11 protein-coding genes are annotated in these 13,068 nt (G+C 57.9%); 5 read left to right on the top strand and 6 right to left on the bottom strand.

The window, feature by feature from the left end:
* Positions 1-324 precede the first annotated feature (324 nt).
* The 3 genes from ACIX8_RS09930 to ACIX8_RS09920 all read right to left on the bottom strand — a co-directional run bounded on the left by ACIX8_RS09930 (position 325) and on the right by ACIX8_RS09920 (position 2,772).
* The gene (locus ACIX8_RS09930; protein ID WP_014265206.1) at positions 325-1,365 is read right to left on the bottom strand and encodes a beta-propeller fold lactonase family protein; all 1,041 of its coding nucleotides are present in this window, start codon (positions 1,363-1,365) and stop codon (positions 325-327) included.
* Positions 1,366-1,462: 97 nt separating this feature from the next.
* Positions 1,463-1,849 (bottom strand): DinB family protein, encoded by a 387-nt coding sequence (locus tag ACIX8_RS09925; RefSeq protein ID WP_190273761.1) that lies wholly within the window; start codon positions 1,847-1,849, stop codon positions 1,463-1,465.
* A 230-nt stretch (positions 1,850-2,079) separates the two neighbouring features.
* Positions 2,080-2,772 (bottom strand): TetR/AcrR family transcriptional regulator, encoded by a 693-nt coding sequence (locus ACIX8_RS09920; RefSeq protein WP_014265204.1) that lies wholly within the window; start codon positions 2,770-2,772, stop codon positions 2,080-2,082.
* Between the two features lie 105 nt (positions 2,773-2,877).
* Between ACIX8_RS09920 and ACIX8_RS09915 the strand changes: the two genes are divergently transcribed.
* From ACIX8_RS09915 to ACIX8_RS09905, 3 genes are all read left to right on the top strand, one after another.
* Entirely contained in the window at positions 2,878-4,404 is a 1,527-nt protein-coding gene (locus ACIX8_RS09915) for an FAD-dependent monooxygenase (protein ID WP_044178289.1), read from the top strand.
* Positions 4,401-5,534 carry an FAD-dependent oxidoreductase gene (locus tag ACIX8_RS09910; RefSeq protein ID WP_014265202.1) on the top strand — a complete coding sequence of 378 codons (1,134 nt, stop codon included), beginning with the start codon at positions 4,401-4,403 and terminating at the stop codon, positions 5,532-5,534. Before ACIX8_RS09915 ends, ACIX8_RS09910 begins: the two co-directional genes overlap by 4 nt.
* Positions 5,535-5,762: 228 nt before the next feature.
* A complete protein-coding gene (locus ACIX8_RS09905; RefSeq protein WP_014265201.1) occupies positions 5,763-6,896 on the top strand; it encodes an acyltransferase family protein in 1,134 nt (377 codons plus the stop codon).
* 9 nt (positions 6,897-6,905) lie between these two features.
* Here ACIX8_RS09905 and ACIX8_RS09900 read toward each other — a convergent pair whose 3' ends face one another.
* On the bottom strand, positions 6,906-8,627 hold the full coding sequence (locus tag ACIX8_RS09900; RefSeq protein ID WP_044176510.1) for an amidase: 1,722 nt from the start codon (positions 8,625-8,627) through the stop codon (positions 6,906-6,908).
* 235 nt (positions 8,628-8,862) lie between these two features.
* Here ACIX8_RS09900 and ACIX8_RS09895 point away from each other — a divergent pair, with 235 nt between their 5' ends.
* Both ACIX8_RS09895 and ACIX8_RS09890 read left to right on the top strand, forming a co-directional pair.
* Positions 8,863-9,594, top strand: a complete 732-nt coding sequence (locus tag ACIX8_RS09895) for an SDR family oxidoreductase (protein ID WP_014265199.1) — start codon at positions 8,863-8,865, stop codon at positions 9,592-9,594.
* 873 nt (positions 9,595-10,467) lie between these two features.
* Positions 10,468-11,244 (top strand): hypothetical protein, encoded by a 777-nt coding sequence (locus tag ACIX8_RS09890; RefSeq protein WP_014265198.1) that lies wholly within the window; start codon positions 10,468-10,470, stop codon positions 11,242-11,244.
* 140 nt (positions 11,245-11,384) lie between these two features.
* On the opposite strand, the gene greB is transcribed toward ACIX8_RS09890, so the two are convergent.
* Positions 11,385-11,975 carry a transcription elongation factor GreB gene (greB, locus tag ACIX8_RS09885; RefSeq protein ID WP_014265197.1) on the bottom strand — a complete coding sequence of 197 codons (591 nt, stop codon included), beginning with the start codon at positions 11,973-11,975 and terminating at the stop codon, positions 11,385-11,387.
* Between the two features lie 204 nt (positions 11,976-12,179).
* The gene (locus ACIX8_RS09880) at positions 12,180-12,962 is read right to left on the bottom strand and encodes a hypothetical protein (RefSeq protein ID WP_014265196.1); all 783 of its coding nucleotides are present in this window, start codon (positions 12,960-12,962) and stop codon (positions 12,180-12,182) included.
* Positions 12,963-13,068: the final 106 nt, after the last annotated feature.

Raw genomic sequence — 13,068 nt, 5'->3', positions numbered from 1 at the left:
CATGCCTCGCGTGGCCTTCGCTCTTAGTTGAGGGGCCACAGAGTCGGATGATCGGCAACTTCAATTCTAGGTTGGTGATAACAGCCCAATGCACTTATTAAGGGGAACAGCGGCAGTCTTTTTTGATCTCCTGGTTTGATCCTGGGTGCATCCCTTCTTGCTCGCCTTTCTCACTCCCCTCGAAAGTCGCGAGAACCAGAAGATGGATCAAAGCCTATCTGCTGCGTACGCTCAGTGAACGGAGAGAGGGTGGGGATCGATTCGCTGCGGCCCCCCTCTCAGACATTCCATGCACTTGAGCCGACCGTCGCCGTCAGCGACGCATCATGGTCGCTTCGCCCACGTAAGACCGTCCGGTCCGCCGCCCACATCTAAATGGCTCGTGACCGTCAGTGTGTTCAGATCCACCACTGCAACGTAGTTCGCTGCGGTGCAGCCCACGAACGCGCGTGAGCCGTCCGGATCCATCAGGATACCGGCGCACCCTTTGCCCAGGATCACCCGTTTGATCTCTTTGCGGGAAGCCACGTCGTACACAAACAAATCGCCCGTCGAAAGGATAGAGATCAACACGCGTTTGCCGTCGGGCGTGAACTTAAGGCGATTGGCGCCGTTCAACTTTGCATCGATCGATGCAGCCACCTTCCGCTGCGCAGTGTCGATGATCCAGAGCCTGCCATCGCTCGCTGCAGCTGACCACAACTCCTTCCAATCGGGCGATATATCGAAGCCCTCCGTGCCCAACGAGGTCGGAATGGTGGTCACGAACCAGTCACGCCGTGCCGGTCCGGGCGGAGCAGGATGCGTCGGATCAGGCGGCATCTCACGGTTTTCGATGATGCTGACGCTCGCTGAATGTGCGTTCGAGACAAAGATTGTTTGACCGTCCGGCATCACCCGGATCAGATGTGTAAAGTCCTGCCCGGTCCCCATGATCCACTCCGTCTTGCCCGTCGCCGGGTCCAGCCGGCCGATCGACTTCGCACCCTGCGCCGTAAACCAGACCTTACCGCCCTGGAAGTCCAGACCATGCAAGCCGACCATAGGCGCTGTATCGATGCTCGGCAACGCCTTGTGGTTCACCAGGTCCAGCACATCCAACTCGTGTCCCTGGCTGTTCAGCATATTGGAAACCCACGCGCGCGTTCCGTCCGCTGACGCGATCACCTCGTGCGGATCCGGCCCGACCGGCATCTTCGCAATGACCTTCAGCGTCACTGGGTCGACGATCGACAGCGTGTGATCGGTCTTCGAGAGCGCCAGCAACACAGGGTGCTCTGCAACCTGACCCCAGCTTCCGGGAGTAAACACCGCAACTCCCAACGCAACACCAGTCAGCACAAACCGGGACATCCTTGAACGCATCGGTCGCTTCTCCTAAACCTAAATAGACGCCTCTGGCTTAGATGACGCAAGTGCACGATCGCCTCATTCCATCGAAACGCCGTCACTAGGTTCGCGTTTAAAGTGCCTTCGTGCGAAGAGCAGGAATGAAGTCGGTTGAACGTGGAGGCTCAAAGCCCTTCATGCGTAGCACAAGGGCAATCTGTCCTCTGTGGTGCGCCCCGTGCAGAAATACCTCCTGGAGAACTTCACTGAAAAGGCTGGAGCGGTTTTCTCCATCGCTGCTCTCGTATCGCACCTGTGCGTCCATGGCCGTGCCATTGGAAAGACTCAACCAGCGGTCCCGTAGCTGTCGTAGTTCCGCCTCCAGTTCGGAAGCTGTAAGAGTTGGCCACGGGGCAAGCCTCTCAGCCGTACCCTCAACCCTCGCCGCCCAGAAGCGGCTGATGGAGACGATATGCGCAACGAGCGAAAGAGCTTCGGGCAGATCGTGCGACGTTGCCACGATTGCCTCCAGGCTCTGCGAATTTGCCCAATATTCGAATCTGATTTGCTGTTGGGGTGAGGCCATGACACAGCATAGCTTTTGAATGTTGGTAATGAAAAGGCGTCTTCTCCTAAGTGACCCATTAAGATCGGGGCGAGATGGTCGGCGAGTTTCGAAACAGACTCGTTCCCTCCCCCACTCGGAACATCGGGGAACACAGTGCAAGCCGCATGTCTATGTTGAGCGCGTCAGCGACGCCGCGGTGACTCGATCCCTCTTTCGATCCCTCTCAAGATGAGATCGATTCCCGCAAGAAATTCCATTCGGTCGTCGTGATCCCTCACCTGTCCGGCTACGCTTCGTGTGAACGGGTACTCCCGCGGATCGAGCTGAGACCAGGCCGCAGCCACCGCTTCAAGGAAGTCCGATCTGTCGAGGCCTCTCTCCCGCGCCAGCTGCCCGTTGGCCGCATTCCGTCCACCGACACCGAGGATGTAGTTCAGCAACGCTCCCACCGCCGCCCACTGCGTGTCGTCCTCCGCCCCAAGAGCGCGCACCTGCTGGCCCAGGCGTTCGAGAATGCGCACCATCGGCATCTCCCCCGGGGCCTGTGCCAGTGCCGAGCCCACCCACGGATGCTCGTCGATCGCATCGAACATGCCCAGCGCGAGAGCCCGAAGGTTCGCCTTCGGCTTCGCGCAGGGAGGTATCGCCTCCATCGTGCGGGCAACGATCGCATCGCAAGCGGCGGTGAGCAGATCGCTCTTGTTGGCGATGTGCCAATAGAGAGCACCAGGCCCCGTCGCGAGCCGCTCGGACAGCGTGCGAAAAGTCAGCCCGCCTTCCCCACTGCTATCCAGAAGCTCGATCGACGCTTCAATGATGCTCTCCCGCGAGAGTGATTCTTCGCGTCGCTGAACGCTGCGCGCTTTTTTGGCCATGATTCATCTTGACATAAATGGAACGGTGTTCCAAGATTATGGAATGATGTTCCATAATGATCTTCAAAGCTCTAAATGGCAGCCGCCAACCACGAAAGAGTCATCATGAAGACTCCCATCCCACACGATGTCATCATCGCAGGTGCAGGGCCAGTAGGTCTCTTCCTTGCCTGTGAACTGGCCCTGACCAAATGTTCCGTCCTCATCCTGGAAAAGGCGATGGATCCACACTCGCCCTTGAAGCAACTTCCCTTCGGGATACGAGGACTCTCGGCGCCTACGATCGATGCGCTCTACCGTCGTGATCTTCTAAAAGAACTCGACATACACAAACGTTTAAAAAATCCCCACAAAACCTCAGCTCCCGTACAAGGGCCACGGCGCCAGGGAGGACACTTCGCCGGCATTCCCTTTCTTGACGGCAATATTGACACCTCACAGTGGAGGTATCGCCTGCCCGGCTCGCCCGAGACCAATTTGATCTCTGAAATGCAGGAGCTTGAATCGGTGCTCGCTCGCCGCGCAGAAGCCCTCGGTGTCGAGATCAAACGCGGGCTTGCCATCACTGACTTTCAGCAAACCGCAGAGGGTGTCACTGTCCAGTCCGGCGACCAGTCGTTTGAAGCTAAATGGCTCGTGGGTTGCGACGGAAGCCGCAGTGTTGTTCGCAAGCTGGGCAGTTTTGAATTCGCCGGAACGGAGCCGGAATTTACCGGCTACTCTGCCCAGATCGACATTGCCGACCCCGAGAAGCTAGGTCCAGGCCGCAACCTGACACCCACAGGCATGTACTTCCAATCGCAGCCCGGTTACCTGGTGATGATTGAGTTTGATGGCGGAGCCGCTCATCGTGCAGAGCCAGTAACGCTGGAACACGTTCAGGACGCGCTACGCCGCGTCTCGAACACCGGCGTTACGATCAGCTCCCTCCATGCCGCAACCACCTGGACCGACCGGGCACGGCAGGCCACGACCTACCGCAACGGACGAGTACTCTTAGCCGGCGATGCCGCGCACATTCACGCACCATTGGGAGGCCAGGGGCTCAACCTCGGACTGGGCGACGCCATGAACCTGGGCTGGAAGCTCGCCGCCACCCTCCGCGGGAAAGCACCCGAAGGCTTGTTGGACAGCTATCAATCGGAACGACACCCCCTTGGCGCACAGGTTCTGGATTGGTCACGCGCCCAGGTCGCCATCATGAAACCAGACCCGCCCGCCCGCGCACTGAACGCGATCATCCGCGACCTGATGGATACGCGTGATGGTGCCACCTACATGGCAGCAAGAGTATGGGGCGTTCACACCCACTACGATCTTGGCGGCGATCACCCTCTCGTCGGCCATAGCGTTCCCAACTTTGAGTTTGAAGACGGTACAACCATCAGCGAGTTCATGCACGATGGCCACGCGATACTCCTCGATTTTGAGAGCAAGGCTTCCCGTAAAATTCTGGCGAGTGAATATGACGACCGAATCAAGTATGTCTCTGGCCGAGCGAAAGAACAATTCGGCTTGAGCGCTGCACTGATACGCCCTGATGGAATCATCGCCTGGGCATCTGACAACGACCCCGATGACAACGATATTCAAAACGCTGCCGCTCTCTGGCTCATGAAGGAGACAAGATGAGGACTCCAGTCACAATCATCGGTGCCGGGCTTGGAGGCCTGATGCTTGCGCGCGTCCTCCACGTTCACGGTATCGCCGCGACCATCTACGAAGCGGAAGCCTCGCCGGACGCACGAGCACAGGGCGGCATGCTCGACATCCACGAAAACAACGGGCAGCTCGCGCTCAAGGCAGCGGGCCTCTTCGAACAATTTCTCGAGATCATCCACCCTGGCGGTCAGGCAACGCGGGTACTCGACAAGCACGGCAACGTCCTGCTCGATGAGCCCGATGACGGCACAGGCGGCCGGCCTGAAGTCCCCCGAGGAGAGCTTCGCCGCATCCTGCTCAACGCCCTTCCTGCCGGCACGGTCCGCTGGGGACACAAACTCTCATCAGCGGCTCCCCTCGGCGGCGGTCGGCATGCCCTGACCTTTGCTGACGGCTCAACAGCGACGACCGATCTCCTCGTAGGTGCCGACGGCGCGTGGTCGAGAGTTCGTCCGCTTCTATCCGAGGCAATACCAGCCTACGTCGGCATGTCCTTCATCGAGACGTATCTATACGACGCGGACACCCGTCACGAGGCCAGCGCGAAAGCGGTTGGCGGTGGCGCGCTGTTTGCGGTGGCTCCGGGAAGAGGCATCCTCGCGCACCGTGAGCCCCACGGCGTACTGCACACGTACGTGGCGTTGAACAAGCCACAGGACTGGATCGACAGCCTCGACTTCTCCGATCCGGTGACTGCAGTGGCCCGTGTCGCCGAGGAATTCGACGGCTGGGCTCCGGAGCTGACAGCGCTCCTCACCAACGCTGAAGCCTCCCCTGTGCCTCGCCCTCTCCATGCGCTTCCGATCCAGCACAGATGGGACCGCGTACCCGGAGTGACGCTGCTCGGCGATGCAGCACACCTGATGATCCCCTCCGGCGAAGGAGCCAATCTCGCCATGTTCGACGGCGCCGAACTCGGACAGGCCATCGCCGCCAACCCCGGCGACGTCGAAGCCGCGCTCCTCGCGTATGAGAAAGACCTCTTTCCCCGCAGCGCGTCCGAGGCAGCAGAGGCGGAAAAGGTCCTCCAGATGTGCCTCGGCCCCAACGCACCTCAAAGCCTGCTGGACTTCTTCACCAGCAACCAGCCCGTCCAGTAGTGTCTTTCAACCCTTCCCAGGAATCGTCATCCTGAGCGCAGCAGCTCGCGCACTTTGCGAGCTGCGCAGTCGAAGGACCCCGAGACCTTTGATCTCACCGATACCTCCGGTACCTTTTCCACCTCGAACGCTCGAGCCTCAGCCCGGTTCCGAGGGTGTTACGGGACTGTCACTTTAGCAATCCTCTGGCTAGGCTGACGCCGCGTTCTATATGATGGTTGGCACTTCATGAACCGGACCCCTGCCGCCCTCCCAACGAAGAGCCACTACCAAATCCTTGACGGTTTGCGTGGCGTCGCCGCCTTGATCGTCGTGATGTTCCACACCTTCGAGCCCTACTCCAAAGGCGATCACTCGAAACAGATTCTGAACCACGGCTATCTGGCCGTCGATTTCTTTTTTCTTCTTTCCGGATTCGTGGTCGCCTATGCCTACGACGACCGCTGGGGGAAGATGAGCCAATGGGACTTCTATAAGCGCCGGCTGATTCGCCTGCAACCCATGGTGATCATGGGAAGTGTCATTGGGGCGGCCTTCTTTTATTTCCAGACCGGGCCTGCGTTTCCGCTGATCGCTGGGACGCCCGTCTGGAAGATGCTGCTTGTGATGCTGGTCGGCTTCACCCTTGTGCCGCTGCTTCCGTCCATGGACATCCGGGGATGGAACGAGATGCACCCGCTCGATGGCCCCGCCTGGTCCCTCTTCTTCGAGTACATCGCGAACATCCTCTACGCTGTCGGCATCCGCAAGCTCTCGAACAAGGCACTCGGCATCTTTGTATTTCTCTCCGCGGTTTTGCTGGTCCATCTTGCCGTATCAAGTCCAAACGGTGATGTCATCGGCGGTTGGAGCATCGACAAAGAGCAGCTCCACATTGGTTTCGCACGCCTGCTCTATCCGTTCTTCGCAGGCATGTTGCTGATGCGTATCGGCAAGCGGATTCACCTTCCAGGAGGCTTTGCAATCTGTAGCCTCCTCGTGATCGTCTCTCTCTGCATGCCCAGGATTGGCGGTACACACCAGCTCTGGATGAATGGACTCTACGAGTCGTTCTGCATCATCGTCCTGTTCCCTCTCATCGTCGCGATCGGTGCCGGCGACCGCACCAGCGGAAGCTTCCAGAACAAGATCTCCAAGCTGTTGGGGGATATCTCGTATCCGCTGTACATCACGCACTATCCGCTGATCTACATCTACACGGCCTGGGTCGTCCGGGACAAAGTTCCTGCAGCACCTGGAGCAGTAGCAGGCGTGCTGTTGTTTATCGCGAGTGTCACGATCGCCTACGCCTGCTTGAAGCTCTACGATGAGCCTGTTCGGGCATGGCTTAGTCGCCGCTTCCTTGGCAAAACGACCTCATGATGCCTATGCCTACGGCTCAAGTGGCTTGGCTGCAGTCGGTAGCAGACCGCGGTCGACCAGGACAGGCGGTCTGCGATGGTGTGTGTGTTGTTCGTAGTCATAGGCCCAGCCGATCAGATCTCCGTCGTGCCACTTGCGTGTGCTGATCTCGATGCCGAACGGCAAACCGTCTTCATAAAATCCGGCGGGAAAACTAATCGCCGGTACACCCAGCATGTTGACCCAGTTCGTATCGCTGTGCGGCCCTTCGCTTACGCGGCCGTCCTGCGGCATGGTCTCGTCGACCGGTGGCATCTGGATCGCAGGATAGACGAAGCCATCCAGGTGTAGACGGTCGAGCTCCGCCTCGTAGAGCGCGAATACTTTGTCGCGCGGGTTGAAGAAATTTTCACCCGCATGGGGATCGGTCTCAAGAGTGGCCTGCTGCACGTTCGTGGATTCGAATAGTCCTGATTTTTCTCCGCCGATGATGACAGATGGCAGCCGCTTGCCGACGGCATGCTCATACTCCGCCGCAGAATGGTACTGTGCAGGTCCAAAGTCTGCAAGAAACTTATCCGTGCCCTCGCGAAGATACGGGAGCGTGCAGATGTGCGAGGCGGTGATGGCGAAGCTGTCGGGCAGAATCTGCGAATCGATCAGGACCGTTGCCCCCGCAGCGCGGAGTTCGTCGACCGCCTTTAGGAAGGCAGCACGTGTCTCCGGCTTCAAGGGAGTGAACGCATTCTTCCTCGCCTTTGCGAACTGTTCCGGTGTGGCGTTCGGGCAAACGCCCTGAAAGACAGGCGTCTCTCCGTCGAGGATGAAAGCTGGCACCGCAAAGCGTTTGCCTTTGAGTGCGCCGGGCTTCAGATATTGCGTGTAGGGCCCCGGCTGCGCTTTGCTTTGCGAGCCGATCGTAGCCGGATCAAGGGGATCTTCGCCGGCTAGAACAGTAAGAGCCACGGCAGCATCGGCTACAGTACGTGCGATGGGCCCCGTGTTATCCAGTTGCCAGTCGAGCGGAGCGATGCCCGCAATGCTGACGAGGCCGCGAGTCGGAAAGATGCCGACCAGGTTACTCGTCGCCACGGGCATGCGGATGGAGTTGCCCGTGTCCGTGCCGTTGCCGAGGACGGCGAGGTTAGAGGTAACAGCAGTGACGGTGCCACCCGACGATCCACCCGGCGAAAAACGTACATCGTAGGCGTTGCCTGTGCGGCCGAAAGCAGTAGAACGCGTAGTATCGCTGGCGGCGAAGTCAGGCATGTTGGTCACCCCAACCAGAATCGCTCCGGCCTTGCGCAGCTTGGCGACGATGGGCGCATCACGCGGTGCAACCAACTCGTGACCGGGAAGCATGTAGCCAATCCAGCCGGCCGTCGTAGTCAGGCCCGCGATGCTGGTGTTGGCCTTGATCACAATCGGGACACCCCATAGAGGCCCTGGGCGAAAACCCGCCTGCTTCGCCTCAACGTCTTCGCGGCCCGCTTCTGTCAGCGCCGCCTTTGCGGTAACGGTTTGGACCGCCCGATAGACGCCGTTATAGCGCGCAATGCGGTCGAGGTGCCATTGAACCACCTCCGTGACCGTGTAGCGATGTTCACGATAGAGCTCATGCAGACGATCCACGCTGACGTCCGTGAGATCGTGATCCATCACGGCATGAGCCGCTCTTTCAGGAGCAGGCGAACTGGATTGGGCGGACAATACGGCCGGTCCGAATAAGACCAGGAGAAGTAGCTTTCGCATGTCGCCAGTGTAGCCGAGAGCTTCTCTCTACACTCCCCCGAAATCGTCATCCTGAGCGAAGCAGCTCGCGCACTTTGCGAGCTGCGCAGTCGAAGGACCCCGAGACCTTCAATTCCACCAATACCTTCGGAACCTTTCCCACGTCGACTGAGGTGATCTCGTATGCGGCTCGCTTTTTGAATCCTCCCCCTCCGGCCAGCGTCTAAATTTTGAAAACCAACATCGGGAGACACACATGGCTAAGGTTGTTCTGATCACCGGCGCAAACAAGGGCATCGGCTTCGAAGTAGCTCGTCAACTCGGACGCGCCGGATTTACCATCCTGCTCGGCGCACGCGACGCCTCCCGAGGCGAGGCAGCCGCAGCAAAGCTTCGCGCTGAGGGCTCTGACGTTCGCCCTGTCATTGCAGATCTCGATCGCGCCCACGAGACAGCCACGGCGTTAGCCGGGCAGATACAAAAGGAGTTCGGTCACCTCGACGTTCTCATCAACAACGCGGGAGCCTTCGATCTCACCGGCGGCGACGGACCGGCAAGCACCGTCTCCATCGATGCGATGAAGCGAACCTTCGACACCAACTTCTTCGGCACCGTCGAGTTCACGCAGCCCCTCCTGCCTCTGCTTCGCGCCGCCGAAAGTGCCCGCATCCTCAATGTCTCCAGCGGTCTCGGCTCCGTAGGGCTCAACAACGATTCCGCCTCGCCCTTCTACGCCGTCAAGCCCCTCGGCTATAACGCGTCCAAAGCCGCGCTGAACATGTTCACCGTGAACCTCGCCTGGGAGCTGCGCGACACGAAGGTCAAAGTCAACTCCATTTGCCCGGGCTATACCGCAACTGACCTCAACAACAACACCGGCACCCAGACCATCGAAGAGGGCGCTGTCGCCATCGTCCGCTTCGCGCAACAGCCCGACGACAGCCCCACCGGCGGCTTCTTCCACAAAGACGGCACCTATTCCTGGTAGATAGCGCTTCGTCTCTCGAACGGCACGGATCACGACACTGAACGCGAAACACACTAACCCCTGAGCGCAGCCAGCCTCAGGGGTTAGTGTGTTTCGCGTTACCTATCTTTTCCTGGTCGGCCTCTTTCACCGCCTACCCTCACAGGGCATCTCCTGCTCCTGCAGGGAATGCCGCTCTTCTTTCCCACTTCCCCCAAAACGTCATCCTGAGCGCAGCGGCTCGCGCACTTTGCGAGCTGCGCAGCCGAAGGACCCCGAAACCTTTGATCTCACCGATATCTTCTGTACCTTTTTCACCTCGAATGCCGGAGCCACCTCATTCGTGCACGTAAATATGTTTAAAGCCCTCACTTTGCGCAGTCGCCTTTGCTTTTGCTTTTCTGCTTGTCATTCCGAGCGTAGCGAGCGAATCTGCTTCCTCCCGTTCTTCGTTCATACCACCCAGAAAGACATAGACTCTCATGAATTCGGAGACTTCTACCCATGTTCAAAGCCCGCTTCGAGACGATGACGGGCCCCGCTCCTGCTCATAGCATGTGCCGCTTAAGCGGCCTATCGTCTTGCGGGGCATCTCTTCTTCGAGAAGATGACTCTCCCCTTTCTACATTCCCCAAAATCGTCATCCTGAGCGCAGCAGCTCACGCACTTTGCGAGCTGCGCAGCCGAAGGACCCCGAGACCTTTGATCTCACCGACACCTTCGGTATTTTTCCACCTCAAACGTTCGAGCCTCGGCCGTTTGTGCACGAAAAATATCTAGAACCCCACTCACTTCGTATCTTCGGAACTTGCGTTCCTGCAACTTTCCCTTACAGTCCGCGGCACGTAGGAGACGAGAAGAGCGTTTATCGGGAGTAATGAATTACGATGCGTCATGCGATTCTTCTACTTGACGTTGACGTTTAGCCTGTGCACCGTCTTTTGCCAGGCACAATCAGCCATCAATGATGCAACAGTCCTAAAACAGACTCGCGCTAAGTATGACGCGCCCTTTGAAAGAAACCTCCAATCCTTCAGTTGTGCCGTGGAATTTAACTGGAAGCAGCACTTTACTGAGGCTGTCCGCGTAGGCGACGAAGGAACGGATGAGGAGATCGCTAAACTCATTCAACCCATCAACACACGCGTCACTGTCGCCCGACAGAACGCTGTGGTGTCATCCGGCATGATGGAAGATGAAGAACATAAGCTACCACATGGTGGCATGGCGGAAGGTCTACTCGAACATGCAGTACAGTTCAGCTTGAACAATTGGTTGGGTGCCAGCAATAACGCGCTGCTCCCACCGGAAAACACGCCCGTTCACGTCGAGCCGTCTGCATCAGGCTACAAGCTCGAATTCAGAGTCAAGACATTTGATGTTGAAATGATGTTCGCGCACGACATGAGCCTACAGAGCGAAGCGGCAAAGGGTTCGGCCGCTGATCGTCGGGAAACAGAATTCCGGCCTGGGCCACAGGGTTTTCTCATGACCTCTTACAGGCTGGGTGAGGATGGAGATTTCAGGCCTGGCAATCGGATAATTCTTACCTACGCCTATCAGAACGTCGGCGGGTTTCAACTACCTGAACAGGTTTCGATCACTCGTGAGAGTCACCACGAAGTCTGGCATTACAAGTTAACCGGATGCACAGTGGAAGCGGCTAAGTGAGTTGATACCAATCAGTCGGTATGTCGGAAATAATCCGGCCCAGGACAGCTCCCGGCTGAGGTGTCCCGGCCCAACTTCCGCTATCGGCGTTTATGAGGACTCATTTCCTTTCGTGCAACACGCCAGGCATCGATTCCGCTCTACGACTGTTTCGCAGCAGCATACGATCCCGGAGGTTCACGGAACGGTTCTACGGCGATGCGCTCGTAACGCACCTCCAGCACTGTCAGGCTTTCTTTGCCGCCCGGTGCTTCGAGAACGACGCTGTCCCCCTCAGCCGACCGCATTAATGCGCGGCCCAGAGGCGACACCCAACTGACATGGTTGCGGTCGAGGTCGACCTCGTCGGCGCCAACGATGCTCACCTCTCGCTCCACTCCCGCGGCATTGGCATAGAGCACCGTTGCACCGAAATACACCTTCGTCGCCCGCAGGCCCGATCTCGGAGCTTCCGGATCCACCACTTCGGCAGCTTCCATCCGCTTGGAGAGATGGCGAATCCGCCCATCGATCTGCCGCAGCCGGCGCTTGGCGTACTGATAGTCGGCGTTTTCACTGCGATCGCCATTGCTGGCAGCCCACGCTACGACTACCGCCACAGCCGGGCGGTCTTTGTTGAGCAGAAACTGGTGCTCTTCTTTCAGGCGCTCAAGTCCACCGGGTGTGATGTAGTTCTTGACGTGCAACGCCGGCGAGTCATCTTGCGGTCTTCTGGTAGAGCCTTTACGCATTCCGTATTATTCCACCGCAAAATCCAGCAGGTTTCTTCCGATGACAACGGATGACGGCCACTGTGAGAGATAGGAAACGGGCACCACTCATGACACGGCTTCATCGCGACATGAAGGATCGCGTTGTCTCCGGGAAGAGCGTTTATAGATACTGATTTCGGATTGCGGACGTGCGGCAGGTGCCCCTTCGGAGGCAAGAGCACCTTAATTCAACTCTTGAAGTCGCTCATAGAACCGAAGACCGTCCATTAGCAATTCAAGATCGTTTGCGTTTGGGCTACCGACATAGGAGCGTGGCAAAGGGCCGACCAGCCCCGCAGCAAGCAGTCTCGCGCATGAATTCTTGAATCCCAGCGCCGTCAATCCGTGATAGTTGTTTCCGTGCCTAGTCCACCATCGTTGCCAGGTACTCGTCAGTTCACTCGTTCGCTGGCCGGGTTGTTTGCTGAGATTTTCAGGACTCAGCATATCCTTTTGCATCTCGTAGACGATGCCAAGAACGACGACATCGGCTTCCGTCAGCGTAACGGCCAAGCGCATCATGTCGTCCAATGCTTCAGGATCAAGATCGTCTTCCCTCATAGCATTTGTAATTACATTAGCCAGACGCTTCAGCCGCGTCTTTAAGTTCGTACGAACAATGTAGAGAGTGGCATTTTCCACCGCAACTTGAAACTCAGTTGACGCTAGAACTGATTCCGTTCTCTTCCGTTGTTCCTCGCCGAGGCGGTAAAGTCGTCGAATGTCGTCAATGATCGCTTCACCAAAATACGTGAGGTTTTCCAAGTCTTTGCGAGCGGCAAGGCCCATTAGACCTGTAACGATGTCATTCAGCCCGGAAAATCCGGGCATCGGTACAAGGAGCTCCAGTATCTTGGCGCCTATACCTGTGACATTTCCCACCGAACCTATCACGGGGGATTCCCCAAGGTCTTCCGATTTGAGTCGAGTAAGTGCAGCTTCGGCCGGCGAGTCAAACTGTCCCATGAAGACCAAGCTACACCAACCTGGTTCCTCAGATGGTTATTCCCGATAAGTCGGCTTATCGCCAGCGACCGCCAAATGAAGAAAGTGGATTTTTCGAGAAATAAGA

The organism is Granulicella mallensis MP5ACTX8 (assembly GCF_000178955.2).
In the GTDB taxonomy this organism is placed as follows: Bacteria; Acidobacteriota; Terriglobia; order Terriglobales; family Acidobacteriaceae; genus Granulicella; species Granulicella mallensis.
Note: the sequence above shows the minus strand (reverse complement) of the source record. Positions and strands in the feature narration are given on the sequence as shown.